This window comes from Enterobacter sp. YSU, assembly GCF_016082135.1.
Classification (GTDB): Bacteria; Pseudomonadota; Gammaproteobacteria; order Enterobacterales; family Enterobacteriaceae; genus Enterobacter; species Enterobacter hormaechei_C.
The window spans coordinates 3,229,076-3,252,984 of record NZ_CP059487.1 but is presented as its reverse complement, the minus strand read 5'-3'; the positions used below and the strand labels follow the sequence as shown (position 1 = coordinate 3,252,984).

Genomic DNA, 23,909 nt, shown 5'->3' with positions numbered 1-23,909 from the left:
CTGGCTTCGCGCTATTTGAGTAGTGATATGCGAAGGTGTTCTCCAGGCCCACAGGCGCAAATTAAATTTCGTCAGGCGTACGCAGGTTGGTGACGGCAATACGTTCACCACGTTTACGCTCGCGCTCAGACTGCATGTTCGCGCGATAGACACCCTGATCGCCAACAACCCATGAAAGCGGGCGGCGTTCTTTACCAATTGACTCCTGGAGCAGCATCAGCGCCTGCATATAGGCCTCTGGACGCGGCGGGCAGCCCGGGATGTACACATCCACCGGAATGAACTTATCAACGCCCTGCACAACGGAATAAATGTCGTACATACCGCCGGAGTTTGCACATGCGCCCATGGAGATAACCCATTTTGGCTCCAGCATCTGGTCATAAAGACGCTGAATAACTGGTGCCATCTTGGTAAAGCAGGTCCCGGCCACCACCATCAGGTCAGCCTGACGTGGAGAAGCACGCAGTACCTCGGCCCCAAAACGCGCAACGTCATGCACCGCAGTGAATGACGTCACCATTTCAACGTAGCAGCAAGAAAGGCCAAAGTTGTATGGCCAGATGGAGTTCTTACGACCCCAGTTGACCATGTCGTGCATGGCATGTTCGAGCTTGCCCATGTACACGCTTTTGTTGACTTCTTGCTCCAGGGGGTCGGTTACGATCTCCTGTTTTTGCAGGGGGTAACGGTCATTCTCACCGTTAGGATCTATGCGGGTGAGCGTATAATCCATCTTATTGCCTCGCTGTTACTGCTGACGATTAGAGATACTGTTTTCCGGGTTGATGTGTTCACGGCGTGAACGCACAGGTGTCCAGTCCAGCGCGCCAATACGCACCAGATAAACCAGACCGGCCAGTAACACTAAAATGAAAATTGCGGCCTCGACAAAGCCCACCCAACCACTTTCGCGAATGGAGGTAGACCACGCGAAGAGGTAAAGCGCTTCCACGTCAAAAATGACGAAGAACATGGCTACCAGGTAGAACTTGGCAGACAGGCGTAAGCGAGCGGTACCTACTGAATCAATACCTGATTCGAAAGGTGTGTTTTTGTGCCTTGCGCGGGCGCGACCGCCCAGGAACCAGCCGCCGACTAACATCAGGCAGCACAGGCCAATGGCTACAATAAGAAAGATTGCGAATGCCCAGTGATGAGCGATGACTTCTGTGGATGTTGACATACTCATTGCTTACTCATCAAAAGTGATACCGACGACACTGCTCTTGCTGGCAGATGGGCATCACATCGATTCATGGGGAGGAACAAAATAACCTTACACTAACTGTCAGAAGTGAGACATAGACAGCAAAATGATGGGGTTTTTTACTCCTTTCTATAACCTTTTGTCAACTTTAACAAAGGTTTCTTCACATTAAATTACAACGTGCGATTCTCATTAACATTTGGTGCCCTTTAACCCTGGTGGGTACATGACTTTCCGTCAAATGCATCTTGTTGAATCGTGTCCGTTTTGGAAGTAAAAAAAATAACCCTCCTATTTTGACAGGATTTGCCAACGATTCCTCCCCCCAAATGGGAGTATTTTCTTGATCTGAGACACGCTTTTGTTAATTCAATCAAAAAAACAGCAACATATTTCCTGTTTTTTTAACATCGGCGGGGTATGAGGTAAGTTAGAACAGGTATTGTTTACATCTTAACCAAAAACATTTTCTGCATTGATAAATAAGCGGTATTTGCTTTATCCCTGCTCCGTTCACGGTTATGAATAGCAAAAAAAACCACTCGCAGGAAAAAATCATGCGAGTGGCTCTTTTTTGCACTTACATTTTGTTACGAGAATTTTGAGGGAATGATCACTCAAAATCCCCTTCCACGATCAGGGAGTCGTCCCCTCCTTCGGGAGTAACAGGCGCGTACTGCCATGGATTGTGGTAGTTTTCCATTGCCTCGAACACCACTTTTGCCAGCTCGTTGTTGCTGGCGGCGTTATGGCACAGCAGGTACTCCGTATCCGGCAACGACGGGAGTCCCTCGGATTGACCCAGTACACGCAGATCGGGGCTCATCATCTCCACCGGACGGGCCGTTACGCCAAGCCCGGCCTTCACCGCCGCTCGCACTGCGGGCAAAGTTGACGCCACGTACGCCAGGCGCCATGGAATACTGGCTTCGTTGAGCGCAGCCAGCACCATATCGCGGAACGGACTCGGATCGTCCAGCAGGACCAGGGGTATCGGCTCACCTTTCTGCAATACATACTCCGCGGCACAGTACCAGTGCGTTGGAGAAGTACGCAGCGTCAGGCTGTCAAACTGGCCAGGTCGATGCGTGGTGACCACCAGGTCAACCTCGTTTTCTTTCAGCATCTCAACCATGAAGGCATTGCGTTTAACGCTAACATCCAGGGCAAGCTTCGGATAAACCGAGCTAATTCGGTTGAGAAGGAAGGGTAAAATGGTATCTGCTGATTCATCTGACGCCCCTAATGTTAACACTCCCTGAAGGTTGCTAAACATTAATGACATACAGGCTTCATCATTAAAGCGCAGTATCTTTCTGGCATAACCCAGAAGCTGAATACCATGTTCTGTTAAAAGCTTATTACGTCCATGACGCGCAAAAAGCTCTTTACCAACCAGTTGTTCCAGCCGCTGCATTTGCTGACTCACGGCGGACTGGGTACGGCAAACGGCGGCAGCAGCTGCTGCAAAAGTGTTGAGATCGGCGACCGCAACAAACGTTCTCAGCAGATCGAGGTCGAGATTCATTATCGGACGATTTGCATTTATCATATCTTTTCACTTTCAGGTTGCTCGTGCGGAGCTGCCCGGGTTGAAGCTGTGTGTAACAGTTAAGCAATTCCTTCTGAAGAGTTTCCCTCGCATCCCGGCCCGGCAGACTGCCTGACAGATAGTTATTGTACTGCGGTATATCACCAGTCAGAAATCACGTTTCATGACGTTATTTTTATTCTCTTGCGTCCAGGATATTTCGTTGTTTGCAGGTCGATGTTAATACCATAAAGAGTAAGACATGTTTTCTGCCATCTATATCGCAGCGTTGGCAACGTAGCAAGATGTGACTTACCCAATCAGCCAGAGATAATTTTAACAATAACAATCGATTAATACAGGAAAGCAGTATCCGATATACGTAACAGGCCTATCGCTATGCTGCATTCCCGAAACACATCTTAACCCAAATCCACTATATTTATAAGTCTTATTGCAATATTAAGGATTTACCGCCAATGATAAGCAACTACACTCTTTTTATTAAAATTAACGAAAGTTGCATTTTCGTCGTTAATAATAAATAAAGTTTAATTTAGATTCAGGCCATTCATTAATAACCCTTAACATTAATTTCACATGAGTAACTTTTAACCTGGCTTTGCTAATATGGCAATCGGTATCTTAGCATTCAGGTTTTACGAATGGTCACTCAGGGGGACTAATGCATCAGCCCGAATCGTCTTTTTATTTATTCCAGAATAATATTCATCTTTATATGAAATTTTTAGCACAAACAACCCAATACCCCTCTTTATCACGATAAATTCAGGCACAAAATCACTCCGTCGTTAGAGTAAGCGATCACCGCGGCATTGCCCGGTTGGACGAAATCTTCTTCTGTGCGCCCTTCAAAACGAAGCGCGGTGGGAGTACATTGTTCCGTGCTCACTTCCACGGCAGGAAGTTGCAATAATAGCGAAAAGGTTAAAGGTTCATGTCCCCTATCGAAAAATCCAGCAAGCTCGACAACGTCTGTTACGACATCCGTGGCCCGGTACTCAAAGAGGCAAAACGCCTTGAAGAGGAAGGCAATAAGGTTCTGAAACTCAACATCGGCAACCCCGCGCCATTTGGTTTTGAAGCGCCGGATGAGATCCTGGTGGATGTGATCCGTAACCTGCCCACTGCACAAGGCTACTGCGATTCAAAAGGGCTTTATTCCGCCCGTAAAGCCATCATGCAGCACTATCAGGCTCGCGGTATGCGCGACGTCACCGTTGAAGATATCTACATTGGCAACGGTGTCTCGGAGCTGATCGTTCAGGCGATGCAGGCGCTCCTGAACAGCGGCGATGAAATGCTGGTTCCTGCCCCGGATTATCCGCTGTGGACGGCTGCGGTGTCCCTGTCCAGCGGTAAAGCGGTGCACTACCTGTGCGACGAATCCTCTGACTGGTTCCCGGATCTGGATGATATTCGCGCCAAAATTACCCCGCGCACCCGGGGTATCGTGATCATTAACCCGAATAACCCGACGGGTGCGGTCTATTCAAAAGAGCTGCTGATGGAGATCGTCGAGATCGCCCGCCAGCACAACCTGATCATCTTTGCCGACGAGATTTACGACAAGATCCTGTACGACGCGGCGCAGCACCACTCTATCGCCGCGCTGGCGCCCGATCTGCTGACGGTCACCTTTAACGGACTGTCTAAAACTTACCGCGTTGCCGGTTTCCGTCAGGGCTGGATGGTACTGAACGGTCCGAAAAAACATGCGAAAGGCTACATTGAAGGGCTGGAGATGCTGGCATCCATGCGTCTGTGCGCCAACGTACCGGCGCAACATGCGATCCAGACAGCACTCGGCGGCTATCAGAGCATCAGCGAGTTTATCGTTCCAGGCGGCCGCCTGTATGAACAGCGCAACCGCGCATGGGAATTGATTAATGATATTCCGGGCGTCTCCTGCGTGAAGCCTAACGGCGCGCTGTACATGTTCCCGAAAATCGACGCGAAGCGCTTCAATATTCACGACGACCAGAAAATGGTGCTCGACTTCCTGTTGCAGGAAAAAGTGCTGCTGGTTCAGGGGACGGCGTTTAACTGGCCGTGGCCGGATCACGTGCGTATCGTCACCCTGCCGCGCGGAGACGATCTCGAGATGGCCATCAGCCGCTTCGGGCGCTTCCTCTCCGGGTACCATCAGTAACGCTGACTTTTCGCCGGGTAGCGCTGTGCTTACCCGGCCTGCAACATCCGCAAATTTGCATCTTCCCTCCCCTCCCCGCACAATGAAGTCTGTCGCAGTGAAGACATAAGGTAACCTATGAGTCAGAGTCATTTCTTTGCCCACCTCTCCCGCCTGAAACTCATCAACCGCTGGCCGCTGATGCGCAATGTGCGTACTGAAAATGTGTCTGAGCACAGTTTGCAGGTTGCCATGGTCGCGCACGCGCTGGCCGCGATTAAAAACCGCAAATTCAACGGGCAGGTGAATGCCGAACGTATCGCCCTGCTGGCGATGTATCACGATGCATCGGAAGTGCTGACCGGGGATCTGCCTACGCCGGTGAAATATTTCAACTCGCAGATTGCCCAGGAATATAAGGCCATTGAGAAGATTGCCCAGCAGAAGCTGATCGACATGGTGCCTGAAGAGCTGCGCGATATCTTCGGGCCGCTGATCGATGAGCATCAGTATACGGAAGAGGAGAAATCCCTGGTTAAGCAGGCCGATGCGCTGTGCGCCTACCTGAAGTGTCTGGAAGAGTTATCCGCCGGGAATAACGAATTTTTACTGGCAAAAACGCGTCTGGAAAAAACGCTGGAATCCCGTCGCAGCGAAGAGATGGACTACTTTATGCGCGTGTTTGTGCCGAGCTTCCATTTGTCGCTGGATGAGATTAGCCAGGATTCGCCACTCTGATTTTCGCCCAGCGGCGCTGCGCTTGCAGGGCCTACGGGGTTGTAGGCCGGGTAAGGCGTAGCCGCCACCCGGCAAAATGCTCAGAACGGAAACAGGACCGGTATCAATACCACGCACACCAACATCACCAGCACGGTGAACGGCACACCCAGCTTCACGAAATCACTGAACCTATAATTCCCGGGCCCCAGCACCAGCGTATTGACCGGGGAAGAGACCGGCGTCATAAATGCCGCGGACGCCGCCATCGCAACCATCATCGCAAACGGATACGGCGAAACGCCCATCGATTTTGCCATCGCCAGCGCAATGGGCGCCATCAGCACCGCCGTTGCGGTATTGGAGATGAACAAACCAATGGTGGCGCACATGACGAACAGGCAAACCATCATCAGGTACGGACCATATCCCCCTCCCGCGTCCATTAAGCCTTTCACGATCAAATCCACCCCGCCGGTTTTCTGTAGCGCCAGGGCGAAGGGCATCATCCCGACGATGAGAATGATGCTCGGCCAGTGAATCGCTTTGTAAGCGCTTTCGGCGTCAATACAGCGGAATTTGCCCATTAACAGACAGGCGATTATCGCCGCCACCGGGTTAGGGATCTCGTCCGTCAGCATCAGCGCGACCATCAATACCAGGCAAAAAATCGCATGGGGCGCCTGGCTGTGCGCCGGTGATGCATCGTTCTCTTCAATCGGCATATTCAGCACCACAAAATCGCGGCCTTTCTGCCCGAGCTGGCTAATCAGTTTCCAGTTGCCGACCACGAGGAAGATATCCCCCAGCAGGATCGGCTCATCCACCACCGCCCCTTCAAGGGCTACGCCATCGCGCTTCAGGCCCACCACGTTGAGGCCATAGCGGGTACGAAAGCCGATTTCACGCACGGTTTTGCCCAATAACTCCGATTCCGGGATCAGCGACACCTCGGCCATTCCCACATCCAGCGCCTGGTCAGAGAAATACTCGCCGCGCAGGACCATCGGCTCCAGCAGCTGCTCGCTACAAAACTCCCGCAGATCCACGTCTGCGGTGGACATATCAATCAGCAGGACGTCACGCGCGCGAAACTCTGACACCCCGTTCACGTTAACGATCACCCGACGAAAACGACGCCAGCGCTCAACCCCGATGACGTTCGCGCCATAGCGTTCGCGTAGCTTAAGGTCATCCAGCCGCTGCCCCACCATAGGCGATCCCGGGCGGATAGCCAGACGTCGGGCACGCCCGGTCAGACGATACTCTTTAATCAGATCGCGGAAAGAGCGCCGCTTCCAGCCCTCTTTGGCTTTATCCTGCTTCTCCCCTTTCAGCGCAAAACGGGTCAATAGCATATAGATAATGCCCATAACCAGTACCACCAGCCCGATCGGCGTAACGCTGAAAAAGCTAAACCCCTCAAGCCCCTCACGGATCAGTTCGCTGTTCACGACGAGGTTCGGCGGCGTTGCGACCAGCGTCATCATGCCGCTGATGAGCCCGGCGAAGCTCAACGGCATCATCAGCCGCGACGGGGAGATCTGCATCCTCATGCAGACGCTCAGCACGACCGGAATAAAGATGGCCACGACGCCCGTAGAGCTCATAAACGCGCCCAGCCCGGCGACCGTCAGCATCAGGTAAATCAGCATTTTGGTTTCGCTGCTGCCCGCCACCTTAACCAACCACGACCCCATCATCGTCGCCACGCCGGTGCGTACCAGCCCGTCGCCAATAATAAACAGGGCGGCAATCAAAATAACGTTGGGATCGCTAAACCCGGAAAAGGCTTCCGGCAGGGAAAGGGTACCGCTCAGAACGAATGCGACAATCACAAACAGGGCGACGGCATCCATGCGCACCTTGCCCGTGGCAAAAAGAATGATGGCGATTAACAGCAGGCTCAGGACCCAAATCAGTTCACCGTTCACAACATGTCCTTGTCAGTGGAGGAGAAGCAATTCTGCCATAAAAAAGCCCCGGTAATGCGGGGCTATATCATGGGATTACATTTTTAGCGAGACGGTTACAACTCCGTCTGACGCCTTCGAGACGTCGATGGCGGTCAGGGTGTTAAGCACGAAATCCGCCTCCTCCAGCCGGGGGGAACCCGCCGGGAGGTTAACGGCAATGACGTGGCTTCCGGCGTTCAGCCCGGCCAGCACGCCTGCTGCCGCGTCTTCCACCACCACGCACTCCGCTGGCGCAAGGCCAAGCAGTTCAGCGCCGAGCAGGAACGCATCCGGTTCAGGCTTGCCGCGCTTCACGCGCTCAGCGGTAATGAAGACGTCCGGCGTCGGTAAACCTGCCGCCTTATGACGGGCATGCGCGACGGGAACCGAGCCGGAGGTGACGATAGCCCACGGGATCTGCGCTTCATTCAGGTGCTCAAGCAGTTCACGCGCACCGGGCAGCGCGGTGATGCCTTCGGTATCGGTAGCTTCAATCTGCTCAAGATAGCGGAACTCCGCCTGAATCTCTTCCTCAGAACGTCCCGCAAGGAAGTGCCGCAATGAGGTAATGGCCTGTTTGCCATGGATGAAATTCAGTACGTCCTGATGGTCGATGCCGTGCCGGTCGGCCCAGTGGCACCACGAGCGCTCCACCACCGGTAGCGAATCCACCAGCGTACCGTCCAGATCAAACAGAAAACCTTTACACTGCACACACACCTCCGTCAGGCATTAATGATTTGTTGAATTTCGTTGCTGCTTAAATGGTACTGACGCGGACAGGCGTGCCACGCGCTCAGCATACGTTGATACTTATCCCACATCGGGGTCTGGGCGTTGAAGCCGTGCGTACCCGCATCAAAATGGGTGTAACGCCCTTCGGTATTCACCATAAAGCGTACATAGCTCAGATAGCGCGCTTCCGTCGCAGCATCAAAGCCCAGGAACGTCACGCGGCGCTCGTCAATGGTCTGCTGGTCCTTCAGATTGGTCCAGGACACATGCAGCGCATGGTACATCTCCATGATGTCGATAACGATACGGCAGGTTTCCTCTTTCAGTTCGCCAAATTCGCGATCCAGTTCGCGCATCTGCAAGCCAAAACCACGTTCAACAATGGTTTGCAGGCGGCTGTAGCGCGCAGCGTTATCGGGATCAAGCATAGTCATCATCTTGTACTGGTTAGACAAAATCAGACGTTGAGCATGGGTCATTTCCATCTTTCGACTCCTGTAGCGCATTGCACTGTAAAAAAAAGACACGGTAACTGATTGTTACTGTGCCTTCTTTTGGTCGTCGTTTCGATGATCAATCACAAGTCATCGAGGAATGTTTTATCAAGCTGTTTAAACGCACGCTTGAGGGTATCCGCCAGCGCCTGATAGTCTGGCTTGCCTTCAACCGGCGCCAGCGCCTGGCCCGCCTCCTCCAGTTTTCCACGCACTTCATAAAACCAGTGTAAAACAGAAGGCGGAAGTGGCGTGACGGAACGTTTGCCTAACCACCATAGCCCCTGCATCGGCAGGCTTAACGCAAAAAGCGCCGTCGCGACGGCAGGGCCAAGCTGTCCACCTAACGCTATCTGCCAGCACAGGGTAAAAACGGCAATCGGGGGCATAAAGCGAATCGCATAGCGCGTGGCGCGAATAGTGCGATTTTCAATAAACATGGGCGCGAGGCGCTTTTCCATCGGCCATGTCTTTGCGTAATGCTGTCCCCGACGAAACAGACTAAAAAAGTTCACGGACGGGATTTCGGGTGTCGACATGGCTGTACCTCAACTTCACATATAAAAATTAAAATTTTCGTGCAAAACCACAACAGGCTATGACAACGTTCAAAATATTTTGTCATCGCTACCCCGTATCGGGTATCCTGTGCCAGCCTGATAGGGCCGTAGACGATAAGCGTTAACTCGTCAAATTATCGCATATTATGCCATTGTCTGAAAAATGTTCAAAATGGCTTAAAATCATAGGTATTTCTTCCATCCTGCCAGAATGTTTGTTTGGCATGATGTTAATCATAAATGTCTGGGTCAGCATGCGTTACGCTTTTAGACTCACTGACGTTTTTTTAGCCACGTATCAATAATAGGTACTTCCATGTCGAGTAAGTTAGTACTGGTTCTGAACTGCGGTAGCTCCTCACTGAAATTCGCCATCATCGATGCGCTCAACGGTGACGAGTACCTCTCTGGTTTGGCCGAATGTTTCCATCTGCCTGAAGCACGTATCAAGTGGAAGATGGACGGCAGCAAACAAGAAGCGGCTTTAGGTGCAGGCGCCGCTCACAGTGAAGCGCTGAACTTTATCGTTAACACTATTCTGGCACAAAAACCAGAACTGTCTGCTCAGCTGACCGCAATTGGTCACCGTATCGTCCACGGCGGCGAAAAATACACCAGTTCCGTGGTAATCGACGACTCCGTGATCCAGGGTATCAAAGACTCTGCGTCTTTCGCACCGCTGCATAACCCGGCTCACCTGATCGGTATCGCTGAAGCACTGAAATCCTTCCCGAGTCTGAAAGATAAAAACGTGGCCGTGTTTGATACCGCGTTCCATCAGACCATGCCGGAAGAGTCTTACCTCTATGCCCTGCCATACAGCCTGTACAAAGAGCACGGCGTCCGTCGTTACGGCGCTCACGGTACCAGCCACTTCTATGTGACTCAGGAAGCCGCAAAAGTGCTGAACAAGCCGGTTGAAGAAGTCAACATCATCACCTGCCACCTGGGCAACGGTGGTTCTGTTTCCGCTATCCGCAACGGGAAGTGTGTTGACACCTCTATGGGTCTGACCCCGCTGGAAGGTCTGGTGATGGGTACCCGTTCCGGTGATATCGACCCGGCGATCATCTTCCACCTGCACGACACCCTGGGCATGAGCGTTGACGACATCAACAAAATGCTGACCAAAGAGTCTGGCCTGCTGGGCCTGACCGAGGTCACCAGCGACTGCCGTTACGTTGAAGACAACTACGCAGAAAAAGCTGACGCTAAACGTGCAATGGACGTTTATTGCCACCGTCTGGCGAAGTACATCGGTTCTTACACCGCGCTGATGGAAGGCCGTCTGGATGCTGTTATCTTCACCGGCGGTATCGGTGAGAACGCGGCAATGGTACGTGAACTGTCCCTGGGCAAACTGGGCGTTCTGGGCTTCGAAGTTGATCATGAGCGTAACCTGGCTGCCCGCTTCGGCAAGTCTGGCTTCATCAACAAAGAAGGCACCCGCCCTGCTATCGTTATCCCAACTAACGAAGAGCTGGTCATCGCGCAAGACGCGCACCGCCTGACTGCCTGATTCCACACCGCCAGCAATGCTGGCGGTGCTGTTTTGTAACCCGCCCAACGCGGCGGTAACGAAAGAGGATAAACCGTGTCCCGTACTATTATGCTGATCCCTACCGGAACCAGCGTCGGCCTGACCAGCGTCAGCCTCGGCGTGATCCGCGCTATGGAACGCAAAGGCGTTCGTCTGAGCGTCTTTAAGCCTATCGCCCAGCCACGTGCCGGTGGCGATGCGCCAGACCAGACCACCACCATCGTTCGCAAGAACTCCAATCTGCCAGCGGCTGAACCGCTGAAGATGAGCCACGTTGAATCTCTGCTCTCCAGCAACCAGAAAGACGTGCTGATGGAAGAGATCATTGCCAACTACCACGCAAACGCGCAGGACGCGGAAGTGGTGCTGGTTGAAGGCCTGGTTCCGACCCGTAAACACCAGTTTGCCCAGTCTCTGAACTTTGAAATCGCGAAAACCCTGAACGCAGAGATCGTTTTCGTGATGTCTCAGGGCACGGATACCCCAGAGCAGCTGAAAGAGCGTATCGAACTGACGCGCAGCAGCTTCGGCGGTGCGAAAAACACCAGCATCACCGGCGTGATTGTTAACAAGCTGAACGCGCCAGTAGATGAGCAGGGCCGTACGCGTCCTGACCTGTCCGAAATTTTTGACGACTCTTCCAAAGCGAAAGTCATCAAAGTTGACCCGGCTAAGTTGCAGGATTCCAGCCCGCTGCCTGTTCTGGGCGCGGTGCCATGGAGCTTCGATCTGATTGCCACCCGTGCAATCGATATGGCGCGTCACCTGAACGCCACCGTGATCAACGAAGGCGATATCAACACCCGCCGCGTGAAGTCCGTAACTTTCTGCGCACGTAGCATTCCACACATGCTGGAGCACTTCCGTGCAGGTTCCCTGCTGGTAACCTCCGCAGACCGTCCGGACGTGCTGGTTGCAGCCTGTCTGGCCGCGATGAACGGCGTGGAGATCGGCGCGATCCTGCTGACCGGTGCCTACGAGATGGACCCACGCGTAAGCAAGCTGTGCGAACGTGCGTTCGCCACTGGCCTGCCAGTCTTCATGGTGAACACTAACACCTGGCAGACCTCCCTGAGCCTGCAAAGCTTCAACCTCGAAGTGCCGGTTGATGACCACGAGCGTATCGAGAAAGTTCAGGAATACGTTGCGGGCTACATCAACGCAGACTGGATCGAATCCCTGACCGCGACCTCCGAGCGCAGCCGTCGTCTGTCTCCTCCAGCCTTCCGTTACCAGCTGACCGAGCTGGCGCGTAAAGCGGGCAAACGCGTGGTTCTGCCAGAAGGCGACGAACCACGTACCGTTAAAGCGGCAGCCATCTGTGCAGAGCGCGGTATCGCGACCTGTGTGCTGCTGGGTAACCCGGATGAGATCAACCGCGTTGCGGCGTCTCAGGGCGTTGAGCTCGGCGCGGGCATCGAAATCGTTGATCCTGACGTGGTCCGCGAAAGCTACGTTGCCCGTCTGGTTGAGCTGCGTAAGAACAAAGGCATGACCGAAGCCGTTGCGCGCGAGCAGCTGGAAGACAACGTGGTGCTGGGTACGCTGATGCTGGAGCAGGACGAAGTTGACGGTCTGGTTTCCGGTGCGGTTCACACCACCGCGAATACCATCCGTCCACCGTTGCAGCTGATCAAAACTGCACCGGGCAGCTCTCTGGTCTCCTCCGTGTTCTTCATGCTGCTGCCTGAACAGGTTTACGTTTACGGCGACTGCGCGATCAACCCGGACCCAACCGCAGAGCAGCTGGCAGAAATCGCTATCCAGTCTGCGGACTCCGCGATTGCCTTCGGTATCGAACCACGCGTCGCGATGCTCTCCTACTCCACCGGCACCTCTGGTGCAGGTAGTGACGTAGAGAAAGTCCGTGAAGCGACCCGCATTGCACAGGAAAAACGTCCGGATCTGATGATCGACGGCCCGCTCCAGTACGATGCCGCGGTAATGGCTGACGTGGCGAAATCCAAAGCGCCGAACTCGCCGGTTGCAGGTCGCGCTACCGTGTTCATCTTCCCGGATCTGAACACCGGTAACACCACCTATAAAGCGGTACAGCGTTCAGCAGACCTGATCTCCATCGGGCCAATGCTGCAAGGCATGCGCAAACCTGTGAACGACCTGTCCCGTGGTGCGCTGGTTGACGATATCGTCTACACCATCGCGCTGACCGCGATCCAGTCTTCGCAGCAGCAGTAATTGTAAGGTCTTGCCGGATGTCGCTTCGCTTATCCGGCCTACAGGACCGTAGGCCCGGTAAGCGCGAGCGCCACCGGGCAACAAAAAGGCGACCACAAATGGTCGCCTTTTTTATTACAGCAGCTCCCGCGCCGCCGACACAATGTCATGTGCCGTCAGGCCATACTCCTTCTGCAAGAAGTCCTGCGTACCCACCTGACCATACCATTCCTTCACCCCCACCCGCCGCATAGGCACCGGACAGGTTTCCACCAGCACTTCCGCCACCGCCGACCCCAGCCCGTTGTGAATGCTGTGATTTTCGCAGGTCACAATACGCCCGGTTTTCTCGGCATAGTTTTTCACCAGCATCCGATCGATGGGCTTCAGGGTAAACATGTCGATGACCGCTGCGCTTACCCCCTCCTGCTCCAGCTGGCGCGCCGCCTCCAGCGCTTCCGCCACCATAATGCCGTTAGCAATCAGGGTAATATCGGTTCCCTCGCGCAGCACGTTGCCCTTGCCGATGGTGAAGGTTGACCCCGGGGCATACACGCTCGGCGCCTGTTTACGGATGGTCCTTACCCAGTAAAAGCCTTCCAGGTCGATGAGCTGACGCAGCACATCTTCGAACATCACCGCATCGGTCACCTCCAGCACCACTGAATGCGCCAGACCGCGCACGATGCCCATATCCTCAAACGACATATGCGTCCCGCCGTTGTGACAGGCCGTCACGCCCGCATCCGAGGCAATCACCTTCACGTTATTGCGCTGGTAGTCCAGGGACATAAACAGCTGGTCGAAGCAGCGACGGCTGGCAAAGGCGGTAAAGGTATGGACGAACGGCTTACGTCCGGTGAGCGACAGCCCGGCGGCCGTCCCAATCACGTTGGCCTCCATAATGCCGCAGTTGATAACGTGCTGAGGATAATCGCGCGCCACGCCGTCCATAGCCATCGAGCTCATCAGGTCGGCTTCCAGGGCGATAATCTCACTGCCAGCCTCAATCTGTTTTGCCACAAAACCCGCGTAGACCTTACGCATCTCAACGGCATCTTTCTGTCCTGTCGGTGCAACCTTAATCATGTGAAGCCTCCAGTTGGCGAATCGTCTCGTTAAGCGCCGCTTTGCTCTCCTCGGTTAATCGCAGGTGATGCGAGTTGCTGAGCTGTTCCAGGTATGGCACCCCCTGCCCTTTGATGCTGTCGAGGATCACCACCCGCGGACGCGCATCGGCCTCAGGGATCGGCGCGGTCACCTCCAGCAGCGCCGGAATGTCATCCCCTTTGACCGTCACCACGTCAAAACCAAAGGCGCGGAATTTGCCTTCCAGGTCGAAGGCGCTGATGATTTCGTCCAGCTCGCCGTCGAGCTGCTGTTTGTTCCAGTCCACGAATACCGTCAGGTTGTTCAGTCGATGGTGAGCGATAAACTGGAAGGCTTCCCAGCACTGCCCTTCATTCAGTTCTCCGTCGCCAACGATGCAAAACACCCGGTTTGGCCTTCCTGCCAGCTTGTGCGACAGCGCCATGCCGCCAGCGATGGAGATCCCCTGCCCCAGTGAACCGGTGGTGGCATCCACGCCGCGTGTTTTCAGGCGATCCGGGTGACTTGGCAGACGCGTCCCGTTCTGGTTCAGCGTGCTCAACTCTTCAATCGGGAAGTAGCCCTTAATCGCCAGCGTGCTGTACAGCGCCGGCCCCGCATGGCCTTTCGACAGCACAAAGTAATCGCGCTCTGGCCAGTCCGGATCGGCCGGGTCAATTTTCATTACCGCGCCGTACAGAACGGCCAGCGTTTCAACGACTGACATGCTGCCGCCGTAGTGACCAAAACCCAGCTGCGTAAGGGATTTCAGCGTCTCAAGGCGGATCTGACGCGCCAGGTCGGTTATTTCATTCTCATTCATGATTTGGCTCCGGGGTTTTCCTGCGCGTTACCGCTGGCAGGTTTGTTTTTAGCGAAGACGTTGTAGGCCACCAGCAGCGCGAACAACACAACAACCAGTCCGGTGATGGCAAGCGGCGACAGGAAGCGTGCCAGGTTGCCCAGCACAATCCCGACCGCACCAAAATCAGCGTCCGAGAAGGTCGTATTCGCAAAGCCAATTGCGCCCAGAACAGGCAGCAGCAGGACCGGGAGGAAGGTGATCAGCAGGCCGTTAGCAAAGGCGCCAATCATTGCCCCGCGGCGTCCACCGGTGGCGTTACCGAACACGCCCGCCGTTGCGCCGGTGAAGAAGTGCGGAACGACGCCCGGGAGGATCAGCACCCAGCTAAACTGACCGCAGATGAACAAGCCCACAATCCCGCCGAGGAAGCTAAACAGGAAGCCAATCAGCACCGCGTTTGGCGCATACGGGTAGACCACCGGGCAGTCCAGCGCAGGCCGCGCATTGGGCACCAGTTTTTCCGAGAAGCCGGTAAAGGCCGGGACGATTTCCGCCAGAATCAGGCGCACGCCCTGCAAGATGATGAACACGCCTGCCGCGAAGGTGATGGCCATAATGATGGCGTACACCAGGTAGTTTTGGCCGCCGCTGAAGGTGGCCTCCACGTACTCACGTCCGGCGCTCACCGCCATGATCAGGTAGATAATCATCATGGTAAGGGAGATGGAGATTGAACTGTCACGCAGGAAGCTAAGGTTCTTCGGCAGGTTCATCTCTTCGGTGGAGCGCGAGCCTTTCCCGACCTTGCTGCCAATCCAGCCGGACAGCACGTAGCCCAGCGTGCCGAAATGACCGAAGGCGATCTCATCGTTGCCGGTAATACGCTTCATATAGCGCTGCGCAATCGCCGGGAAGAAGGCCATAATCAGGCCGAGGATCAACGAACCGGTAAAGACCAGCCCGACCCCCTCGAAGCCTGCAACCGTCAGGATCACGCCGATCATGCATGCCATGTAGAAGGTGTGATGCCCGGTGAGGAAGATGTATTTCAGGCGGGTAAAGCGCGCAACAATAATATTCGCCACCATCCCGAAGGCCATAATGAGCGCGGTGGAAGCGCCATATTTCTCCAGGGCAATCGATACAATAGCTTCATTGTTGGGAATAATGCCCTGAATATTAAAGGCGTGCTCAAACATACCGCCGAGCGGATTTAAAGAGCCCACCAGCACAGTTGCGCCGCCGCCCAGTACAATAAAGCCGAGAATGGTTTTAATTGTGCCTTTTACCACATCCGAAAAGGCTTTTTTCTGCGCCACAAGACCAATCAGAGCAATTAACCCGACCAGCACTGAAGGGACTTTTAAAATATCAACAACGAAATTCAGCGTTTCAAGGATAAACATATCCACCTCGCCTTATCAGGATTATTGTCTTTCGAACCAGGCGCGCAGCTGCGCTTCGAGTTCGTTGATATCGATGATATTGTTGATTACCACCAGCTGGCTTTCCGGCACGCTGGCGCTGGCGGCAATGTCTTTCGCCATTACAAACAGATCCGCCGCGCCCGGCGTGGCCGAGGAGAGATCGGAGTGTTCAACTTCGGCCTCAATTTCCAGTTTTTTGAGCACCTTTTTAATATTCATTTCGACCATAAAACTGCTGCCCAGGCCGGAGCCGCAAATAGCCATGATTTTCATTGTTATCCCCTTTTTTGAGTAGAGTACGCCCCATCACGCTGACGCGTAATGTTGAGATGAATCGGATTAAATAATTAAATCAGAAGCGATCGATAACGGTTTTTATCTCCTCCAGCGTATTCGCCCGATGTAATTCAGCCATATCTTCGTCGCTGGAAAATAATTCCGCTAAGGCTGAGATCATTTCGATATGGCTATGCTTGTCCGGTGCCGCCAGCATCACAATCACATCGACGGGATCAAACTCACCGGCACCAAAAGAGACGCCCTGTTTTAGTTTTAATAATGACAGGCCAAGTCCTTTCGCCCCTTCTTCCGGTCGCGCATGTGGCATTGCCAGCCCTGGAGCCAGCACATAGTAGGGACCTAACGTCTGGTGCTGCTCGATGATAGCCGTGACATATTCCGGCGCAATGACCTGCAAATCCAGCAGCGGTTTCGCGCACAGTTCCAACGCCTGGGGCCAGCTTTCAACGCTATCCTGTAGGATGATGGTTGTATCATATATCCACTTTTTGAGCATTTTTCACTCCCTCTAAAGACCAGACATGGGCAAACTCTATTCAACCCATCAATCAATGACTGCGATCGCGATCACAAAGATAGCGCTACCAACGACTAACATGCAGAACTGTGATAGCGCTATCAAATTGCTATCATGGTGCGAAATCACAGCAAAAAAAGGGATTTAAGGCGTATACTGCCTGTCACGTAAAATGAAGGATGAAACTGAATCGCGTCCTGTCAGCAGGAAGATGTATGTCTTTAACCCGAAAACGGCGCAGTACCGGAAAAGTAACGCTCGCGGATGTCGCACAGCTTGCCGGCGTAGGCACGATGACTGTTTCCCGTGCCCTCCGCACGCCCGAACAGGTTTCCGATAAACTGCGTGAAAAAATTGAAGCCGCGGTGCAGGAGCTGGGTTATATGCCCAATCTTGCCGCCAGCGCACTGGCATCGGCGTCGTCATGGACGATCGCGATGGTAGTTCCCAACCTTTCCGAAGCTGGCTGTTCCGAGATGTTCGCCGGGCTACAGCAGGTGCTCCAGCCAGCCGGATACCAGATCATGCTGGCGGAATCTCAGCATCGTCTTGAACAGGAAGAGAAACTGCTCGAAACGCTGCTGGCCTCGAATATCGCCGCGGCGATACTGCTCAGCGTCGAGCACTCCGATACCGTACGCCACTGGCTGAAAAACGCCTCTATCCCGGTGATGGAAATGGGTGCAATGCGTGCCGATCCGATTGATATGAATATCGGGATTGATAACGTCGCCGCCATGTATGAACTTACCGAGATGGTGATTCAGCGTGGCTACCAGAATATCGGCCTGCTGTGCGCTAACCAGGAGCAGTGGATTTTTCAGCAGCATTTGCAGGGCTGGTACAAGGCGATGCTGCGCCACCACCTGTCGCCGAACAGAGTGATTAATGCCGCCATGCCGCCGAACTTCTCCACCGGTGCGGCACAACTGCCAGAGTTCCTGCTGGCGTGGCCGGAATTGGATGCGCTGGTGTGCGTATCAGATGAACTGGCCTGCGGCGCGCTGTATGAGTGCCAGCGTCGGCGCATCAAAGTGCCGGACGATTTAGCGGTCGTGGGCTTTGGCGACAGCGACGTCAGCCGCGTCTGCCAGCCGCCGCTGACAACGATGGCAGTACCGCATCGCAAGATTGGGATTGAAGCCGGGAAAGCGTTACTGGAACGTCTGAATGACGGAGACTGGCGCGATCATAAACCCATCGCGTCCAGCCTGTGTCTGCGGGAAAGCTGTTAAGGCTTACTCAGCCTCTTCCTCTTTTTCCGCCTTATTTTCCGGTTTAGCGGATTCGTTTTTGGCGTTGCGGGTCATCCACAGCGCCAATGCTTTAAGGGAATCCGGCGTGAACTCGTCGCAACGCGCGGTGATCTCTTCCGGCGTCATCCAGCACACTTCGCTCACTTCCTCTTCCTGCAAGGCGAAAGGCCCGTGGGAAACGCAGCTGAACAGCCCGCCCCAGACGCGACAATGCTCATCTTCGAAATAAAACTGCCCGTGCTCGGCAAACGGCACGCCAGCGATACCTAACTCTTCTTCCGCTTCACGACGCGCGGAATCCAGCAATACTTCATCGGCCTGCACAACGCCACCCGCTGTGGCATCCAGCATACCAGGAAGAAAATCTTTGGTATCGGTGCGACGCTGGACCAGAATCTTGCCCATGCCGTCATGAACAACGATGTACGTCGCGCGGTGACGCAGACGCTCCGCACGCATTTGTTCGCGGCTGGCCTGCGCGATCACTTCATTCTCTTCGCTGACAATGTCAACCCACTCAGTACTTGCCAAATGATTCTGCTCCACCATCGGGAAACCTTCTCGTCTAAGCGCTCTTTCGGCGCGTTTGCAGTTGTGGTGTAACTTACGGATTAATCGCTATCTGCGCAATAACTTGCTGATCATTAAGTGCGATAACGCTTAATGTCCCGTCTTCATACATGCCGTAGCTTGCCGGATTGCCGCCTTTAGGAATGCTGACAGACCCGGGATTAAAGTGATAAAACGCCCCGCGTTTTTCCGCCACCGGAATATGAGTATGACCATAAACCAGGACATCGCCAGCGGCGAGTGACGGCAGGTTATCCGGGCCGAACAGGTGCCCGTGGGTCAGGAACAAACGGCTGTTTTCCATCAACACCTGTTGCCAGGGAGCGGTGATGGGAAAATTCAGCAGCATCTGGTCAACTTCGCTGTCACAGTTGCCGCGAACGGCGATAATGCGCGAGGCAAAATGATTAAGTTTTTCCGCCACCTGCGCGGGAGCGTAGCCTTCCGGCAACGCATTGCGTGGGCCGTGGTTTAACACGTCGCCCAGGATCACCAGCCATTGCGCTCCGCTTTCGGCGAACAGAGAAAGCACGCGTTCGGTCGCGGGCAGCGATCCATGAATATCCGACGCAAACATCAGTTTCATCAGTTACTCCTCAGGAATTCAGACTGCTCCTATCATACCTCAAGCGCCCCGTCTTATCAGCCCGCGCGCTTAGCAGAGAGTGCCAGATAGCGCTGTACCGACGCGCGTTGCCACTGGAATGTGGCGTAATCCACCAGCAGCTGTGGGACGTCATCGCCATTGAGGATCAAGCGATTGAGCATCAGCGCCAGATCGGTGTCGGCAATACACCACTCGCCAAACAGGTTGGGGTTACCCTGCGCCAGCAGCGATGAGGCAGTTTCGATCAGCTTCCGGGCGCTGGATAAGCCTTCCTCGCTGAGGGCGGGCTTTTTGACGCCAGCGAACACCACATCCGTAGAGCGTTCTGTGCGAATCGGCACCAGGTCGCTACGCAGCCATGCCTGGATCTGGCGGGCGCGGGCGCGCTTTTGCAGATCGTGAGGATAGATGCGTTCCCACTCTGGCGGGGCAAAGCGGTCCTCAAGATACTCGTCAATCGCCGAGGATTCACTCAACTCAAAACCGTCGATCTCCAGCACAGGGACTCGGCGAGTGAGCGCGTAGCCCTGCCACTGGGGCTTCAGATGTTCGCCGCTGTCCAGGTCGACGGTTTTCAGACTAAAAGTAAGCCCCTTTTCTGCCAGCGCCACATAAACGCTCATGACATAAGGAGAAAAAAAGTTCGCATCGGACCACAACGTTATTACAGGCTGGCTCATAACATCCTCATCGGCTGATCGGTTTTCACTCAACATATAATCTCTTTGCCTCGCTGTCACTTGATGAAAACTCACGATTTACAACAAGCACCTATACTGATTTTTTATGGCAACACTATTCGCACTGACAGGAGTTGAGAATGATAGATCTCTATTATGCCCCCACCCCTAATGGCCATAAGATCACCCTCTTTCTCGAAGAAGCCGAAGTGGACTACCGGATCATTCGCGTGGATATCAGTAAAGGCGACCAGTTCCGCCCCGTTTTTCTGGCCATATCGCCCAACAATAAAATTCCGGCCATCATTGATAACCTGCCTTCTGACGGCGGCAAACCGTTAAGCCTGTTTGAGTCTGGAGAGATTTTGCTCTATCTGGCAGAGAAAACCGGCAAGCTCCTGAGCGGTGAGTTGCGCGAGCGTCATCACACGCTGCAATGGTTATTCTGGCAGTCGAGCGGCCTGGGGCCAATGCTGGGGCAGAATCACCACTTTACCGCCTATGCGCCGCAGACGATCCCTTACGCCATTGAGCGATATCAGGTCGAAACCCAGCGCCTGTACGGGGTCCTGAACCGTCGGCTGGAAAAATCACCGTGGCTGGGAGGTGAGCATTACAGCATTGCAGATATCGCCTGCTGGCCGTGGATTAACACCCATGAACGCCACCGGATCGATCTGGCCACTTATCCGGCAGTGAACAACTGGTTTGAGCGCATCCGGACGCGCCCGGCCACCGAACGCGCCATGCAAAAAATCCATCAGATTTGAGCCTGCGCCCCGTTGGGTGCAGCTGTTTTCCTCATGTATGATGAGGTGAAAATACTGACACGGAGAAGACCTGCAATGTCCCAGCATGACGCTATTATTCGTATAAAAAACTTACGCTTACGCACGTTCATTGGTATCAAAGAGGAGGAGATCGCGAATCGCCAGGATATCGTGGTGAATGTAGTGATCCACTACCCGGCAGACAAGGCGCGTGCCAGCGAGGACATCAATGACGCGCTGAACTATCGCACGATCACCAAAAGCATCATCCAGTACGTTGAGAACAACCGTTTTGCGCTACTGGAAAAATTAACTCAGGATGTGCTCGACATCGCACGCGAACACCACTGGGTCACTTATGCTGAAGTGGAGATCGATAAACTTCACGCCCTGCGCTACGCCGACTCCGTCTCCATGACGTTAAGCTGGCAGCGCCAGGCGTAAACCTGGAGGTTGTATGAAGATCCTGCTCACCGGCGGTACGGGCCTGATTGGTCGCCATCTCATTCCACGTTTGCAGGCGTTGCATCACGACATTACCGTGGTCACGCGCAGCCCGGAGAAAGCGCGCCAGGTGCTGGGCGTCGGCGTTGAGATCTGGAAAGGCCTGGCGGAAAGGCAGGATCTGAACGGCTTTGACGCCGTCATCAACCTTGCTGGCGAACCTATCGCCGATAAACGCTGGACCGAAGAGCAAAAACAGCGTTTATGCAGCAGCCGCTGGAACATGACCGAAAGGCTGGTTGAGCTGATTCGCAACAGCGAGACGCCGCCTTCGGTGCTGATTTCCGGCTCTGCTACAGGCTACTATGGCGATCTCGGTGAAGTGGTGGTGACCGAAGAGGAGCCGCCGCACAACGAGTTTACCCATAAACTCTGCGCCCAGTGGGAGCGCATCGCCTGCGCGGCGCAAAGCGATCGTACCCGCGTCTGCCTGCTGCGCACCGGCGTGGTACTTGCGCCGAAGGGTGGTATTCTCGGTAAAATGCTGCCGCCGTTTAAAATGGGGCTTGGCGGGCCCATCGGCAATGGTCGTCAGTATCTGGCGTGGATCCATATCGAGGATATGGTCAACGGCATTCTCTGGCTGCTGGATAACGATCTGCGCGGGCCATTTAACATGGTATCCCCTTACCCCGTACGTAATGAACAATTTGCTCACGCCCTGGGGCATGCCCTGCATCGCCCGGCGGTGCTGCGCGTGCCTGCAACGGCGATTCGTCTGTTGATGGGTGAGTCTTCGGTGCTGGTGCTGGGCGGGCAACGCGCGCTGCCAAAACGGCTGGAAGCGGCCGGGTTCACGTTCCGCTGGTATGACCTGGAAGAGGCGCTGGGGGATGTGGTGCAGTGAATATGTTAGAGTTATACGCCATGTCTGGATGAGATGGCTTAACTATGGCAACCATTACCACAACCCGGCTTCACCTCACCCCTTTCGAACCTTCTGACTGGGCGTTCTTCCGCTCTCTGCGTGAAGACCCCGCCATCATGCGCTATATGGCCGCTATCACGCCGGAAAAAGAGACGCGCCGGGTATTTGCCGCGCGCCTGATGGCGGAGCATGTCTTTGTGATCCGTCTGCATAACGACGTTACGCCGCTCGGGGATATCGGCCTGCAAATCAGTGCGGCGAACCGTGAAGAGGCGGATATTGGCTACACGGTTGTGCCTGCCGCGCAGGGAAAAGGCATTGCCAGCGAGGCGCTGCACGCGGTGTGCGAGTATGCATTTAACCAGACGGGCGTGAAGGCGATAAACGCGTACGTGCTGGCAGATAACGTTGGGTCGGTGCGGGTCCTTGAGAAAGCGGGTTTTGTGCGCACGCAGGTGCTGGAGAAGGCGTACGAGATTAACGGCGTACGGTATGACGACTGGGTGTATCGGCTGGAGTGTTGAATGCCGGGCGGCACTGCGTTTGCCCGGCCTACGGGTTTTGTAGGCCCGGTAAGCGAAGCGCCACCGGGCAATTGGGCGGCTCTGCGGCCTGATGCCCTCACCCCGGCCCTCTCCCACAGGGAGAGGGAGAAAGGCCAAACCTACTTCAACGAGCCTTTCAGGAACTGCTGCAACCGCGGGCTTTGCGGGTTCGCCAGCACCTCATCCGGATGACCCTGCTCTTCAATTTTCCCCTGATGCAGGAAGATAACGTGGTTAGAAACGTTACGGGCGAAGCCCATCTCGTGCGTCACCACCACCATCGTTTTGCCCTCTTCCGCCAGCTTTTGCATGATGCGCAGCACTTCGCCAACGAGTTCAGGATCCAGCGCGGAAGTCGGTTCGTCAAACAGCAACACTTCCGGCTCCATCGCCAGCGCACGGGCGATGGAAACACGCTGCTGCTGCCCTCCTGACAGGTGCACCGGATATTTGATCTGCTGCCGCTCGTCGATACCCACTTTCGCCAGGTATTTGACCGCACGCTCGCGGGCTTCCTGCTTGCTTAAGCCGAGCACCTGAACCGGCGCTTCCATCACGTTCTCCAGCACCGTCATGTGGCTCCAGAGGTTGAAGTGCTGGAACACCATCGTCAGGCGTGTGCGCAGCAGGCGCAGCTGGTTTTTATCCGCCACTTTAAGCTGGCCGTCTTTATCACGGACCATATTAATGTTCTGTCCGCTCACCACAATCGATCCTTCGCTCGGCTTTTCGAGGAAGTTGATGCAGCGCAGGAAGGTACTTTTACCCGAACCTGATGAGCCGATAATACTGATCACGTCGCCCGCGTTAGCCTCCAGCGACACCCCTTTCAGCACTTCATGTTCGCCGTAGCGCTTGTGCAAATCAATTACGTTTAATTTGTTCTCAGCCATCATAAATTC

Annotated in this window: 25 protein-coding genes; 9 read left to right on the top strand and 16 right to left on the bottom strand. The window is 54.5% G+C overall.

Annotation, left to right across the window (positions count from 1 at the left end; all coding sequences use genetic code 11):
• Positions 1 to 61 precede the first annotated feature (61 nt).
• The 3 genes from nuoB to lrhA all read right to left on the bottom strand — a co-directional run bounded on the left by nuoB (position 62) and on the right by lrhA (position 2,762).
• Entirely contained in the window at positions 62 to 736 is a 675-nt protein-coding gene (nuoB, locus tag H2Z33_RS15775) for an NADH-quinone oxidoreductase subunit NuoB (RefSeq protein WP_003861482.1), read from the bottom strand.
• 15 nt (positions 737 to 751) lie between these two features.
• Positions 752 to 1,192 carry an NADH-quinone oxidoreductase subunit NuoA gene (gene nuoA / locus H2Z33_RS15770; protein ID WP_003861475.1) on the bottom strand — a complete coding sequence of 147 codons (441 nt, stop codon included), beginning with the start codon at positions 1,190 to 1,192 and terminating at the stop codon, positions 752 to 754.
• A 631-nt stretch (positions 1,193 to 1,823) separates the two neighbouring features.
• Entirely contained in the window at positions 1,824 to 2,762 is a 939-nt protein-coding gene (gene lrhA / locus H2Z33_RS15765; protein WP_032102733.1) for a transcriptional regulator LrhA, read from the bottom strand.
• A gap of 937 nt (positions 2,763 to 3,699) precedes the next feature.
• On the opposite strand from lrhA, the gene alaA reads away from it, so the two are divergent.
• Positions 3,700 to 4,914 (top strand): alanine transaminase AlaA, encoded by a 1,215-nt coding sequence (gene alaA, locus H2Z33_RS15760; RefSeq protein ID WP_063134537.1) that lies wholly within the window; start codon positions 3,700 to 3,702, stop codon positions 4,912 to 4,914.
• A gap of 117 nt (positions 4,915 to 5,031) precedes the next feature.
• Entirely contained in the window at positions 5,032 to 5,631 is a 600-nt protein-coding gene (gene yfbR / locus H2Z33_RS15755) for a 5'-deoxynucleotidase (protein WP_003861468.1), read from the top strand.
• A gap of 80 nt (positions 5,632 to 5,711) precedes the next feature.
• On the opposite strand, the gene H2Z33_RS15750 is transcribed toward yfbR, so the two are convergent.
• The 4 genes from H2Z33_RS15750 to yfbV all read right to left on the bottom strand — a co-directional run bounded on the left by H2Z33_RS15750 (position 5,712) and on the right by yfbV (position 9,333).
• Positions 5,712 to 7,544 carry an SLC13 family permease gene (locus H2Z33_RS15750; RefSeq protein ID WP_047636881.1) on the bottom strand — a complete coding sequence of 611 codons (1,833 nt, stop codon included), beginning with the start codon at positions 7,542 to 7,544 and terminating at the stop codon, positions 5,712 to 5,714.
• Between the two features lie 75 nt (positions 7,545 to 7,619).
• A complete protein-coding gene (locus H2Z33_RS15745; protein WP_063134538.1) occupies positions 7,620 to 8,279 on the bottom strand; it encodes a sugar phosphatase in 660 nt (219 codons plus the stop codon).
• Between the two features lie 11 nt (positions 8,280 to 8,290).
• A complete protein-coding gene (locus H2Z33_RS15740; protein WP_003861461.1) occupies positions 8,291 to 8,785 on the bottom strand; it encodes a YfbU family protein in 495 nt (164 codons plus the stop codon).
• Positions 8,786 to 8,877: 92 nt separating this feature from the next.
• Complete coding sequence (gene yfbV, locus H2Z33_RS15735; protein ID WP_017383434.1) at positions 8,878 to 9,333, bottom strand: terminus macrodomain insulation protein YfbV; 456 nt, start codon at positions 9,331 to 9,333, stop codon at positions 8,878 to 8,880.
• Between the two features lie 337 nt (positions 9,334 to 9,670).
• Between yfbV and ackA the strand changes: the two genes are divergently transcribed.
• Together ackA and pta are read left to right on the top strand one after the other, a co-directional pair.
• Positions 9,671 to 10,873, top strand: a complete 1,203-nt coding sequence (gene ackA / locus H2Z33_RS15730) for an acetate kinase (protein ID WP_015572267.1) — start codon at positions 9,671 to 9,673, stop codon at positions 10,871 to 10,873.
• 75 nt (positions 10,874 to 10,948) lie between these two features.
• Positions 10,949 to 13,090, top strand: a complete 2,142-nt coding sequence (pta, locus tag H2Z33_RS15725; RefSeq protein ID WP_017383435.1) for a phosphate acetyltransferase — start codon at positions 10,949 to 10,951, stop codon at positions 13,088 to 13,090.
• A 114-nt stretch (positions 13,091 to 13,204) separates the two neighbouring features.
• On the opposite strand, the gene H2Z33_RS15720 is transcribed toward pta, so the two are convergent.
• From H2Z33_RS15720 to H2Z33_RS15700, 5 genes are all read right to left on the bottom strand, one after another.
• Positions 13,205 to 14,158 (bottom strand): transketolase family protein, encoded by a 954-nt coding sequence (locus H2Z33_RS15720; protein ID WP_063134539.1) that lies wholly within the window; start codon positions 14,156 to 14,158, stop codon positions 13,205 to 13,207.
• Positions 14,151 to 14,981, bottom strand: a complete 831-nt coding sequence (locus H2Z33_RS15715) for a transketolase (protein ID WP_015572264.1) — start codon at positions 14,979 to 14,981, stop codon at positions 14,151 to 14,153. Before H2Z33_RS15715 ends, H2Z33_RS15720 begins: the two co-directional genes overlap by 8 nt.
• Positions 14,978 to 16,369, bottom strand: a complete 1,392-nt coding sequence (locus H2Z33_RS15710) for a PTS ascorbate transporter subunit IIC (protein WP_017383437.1) — start codon at positions 16,367 to 16,369, stop codon at positions 14,978 to 14,980. Before H2Z33_RS15710 ends, H2Z33_RS15715 begins: the two co-directional genes overlap by 4 nt.
• Positions 16,370 to 16,390: 21 nt before the next feature.
• Positions 16,391 to 16,663, bottom strand: coding sequence for a PTS sugar transporter subunit IIB (locus H2Z33_RS15705; RefSeq protein WP_003861447.1), 273 nt, complete (start codon positions 16,661 to 16,663; stop codon positions 16,391 to 16,393).
• Between the two features lie 79 nt (positions 16,664 to 16,742).
• Positions 16,743 to 17,186, bottom strand: a complete 444-nt coding sequence (locus H2Z33_RS15700; RefSeq protein ID WP_017383438.1) for a PTS sugar transporter subunit IIA — start codon at positions 17,184 to 17,186, stop codon at positions 16,743 to 16,745.
• 236 nt (positions 17,187 to 17,422) lie between these two features.
• On the opposite strand from H2Z33_RS15700, the gene H2Z33_RS15695 reads away from it, so the two are divergent.
• Positions 17,423 to 18,442: a LacI family DNA-binding transcriptional regulator gene (locus H2Z33_RS15695; RefSeq protein WP_017383439.1), complete on the top strand. Its 1,020-nt coding sequence runs from the start codon at positions 17,423 to 17,425 to the stop codon at positions 18,440 to 18,442.
• Between the two features lie 3 nt (positions 18,443 to 18,445).
• Here the strand turns inward: H2Z33_RS15695 and yfcD are convergent, their stop codons facing one another.
• The 3 genes from yfcD to yfcF are packed head-to-tail and all read right to left on the bottom strand — an operon-like array spanning position 18,446 to position 20,320.
• On the bottom strand, positions 18,446 to 19,012 hold the full coding sequence (yfcD, locus tag H2Z33_RS15690) for an NUDIX hydrolase YfcD (protein ID WP_006811396.1): 567 nt from the start codon (positions 19,010 to 19,012) through the stop codon (positions 18,446 to 18,448).
• 55 nt (positions 19,013 to 19,067) lie between these two features.
• Positions 19,068 to 19,619, bottom strand: coding sequence for a phosphodiesterase (gene yfcE / locus H2Z33_RS15685; RefSeq protein WP_045341048.1), 552 nt, complete (start codon positions 19,617 to 19,619; stop codon positions 19,068 to 19,070).
• Positions 19,620 to 19,675: 56 nt separating this feature from the next.
• A complete protein-coding gene (yfcF, locus tag H2Z33_RS15680; protein ID WP_017692996.1) occupies positions 19,676 to 20,320 on the bottom strand; it encodes a glutathione transferase in 645 nt (214 codons plus the stop codon).
• Positions 20,321 to 20,460: 140 nt separating this feature from the next.
• Here yfcF and yfcG point away from each other — a divergent pair, with 140 nt between their 5' ends.
• The 4 genes from yfcG to H2Z33_RS15660 all read left to right on the top strand — a co-directional run bounded on the left by yfcG (position 20,461) and on the right by H2Z33_RS15660 (position 22,986).
• Positions 20,461 to 21,090, top strand: a complete 630-nt coding sequence (gene yfcG / locus H2Z33_RS15675; protein WP_003861434.1) for a GSH-dependent disulfide bond oxidoreductase — start codon at positions 20,461 to 20,463, stop codon at positions 21,088 to 21,090.
• Between the two features lie 75 nt (positions 21,091 to 21,165).
• Positions 21,166 to 21,534: a dihydroneopterin triphosphate 2'-epimerase gene (gene folX / locus H2Z33_RS15670; protein WP_003861432.1), complete on the top strand. Its 369-nt coding sequence runs from the start codon at positions 21,166 to 21,168 to the stop codon at positions 21,532 to 21,534.
• A gap of 13 nt (positions 21,535 to 21,547) precedes the next feature.
• Complete coding sequence (locus H2Z33_RS15665; protein ID WP_032648963.1) at positions 21,548 to 22,441, top strand: TIGR01777 family oxidoreductase; 894 nt, start codon at positions 21,548 to 21,550, stop codon at positions 22,439 to 22,441.
• Positions 22,442 to 22,485: 44 nt separating this feature from the next.
• Positions 22,486 to 22,986, top strand: a complete 501-nt coding sequence (locus tag H2Z33_RS15660) for a GNAT family N-acetyltransferase (RefSeq protein WP_045343827.1) — start codon at positions 22,486 to 22,488, stop codon at positions 22,984 to 22,986.
• Positions 22,987 to 23,126: 140 nt separating this feature from the next.
• Here H2Z33_RS15660 and hisP read toward each other — a convergent pair whose 3' ends face one another.
• The gene (gene hisP / locus H2Z33_RS15655) at positions 23,127 to 23,900 is read right to left on the bottom strand and encodes a histidine ABC transporter ATP-binding protein HisP (protein ID WP_003861426.1); all 774 of its coding nucleotides are present in this window, start codon (positions 23,898 to 23,900) and stop codon (positions 23,127 to 23,129) included.
• Positions 23,901 to 23,909: the final 9 nt, after the last annotated feature.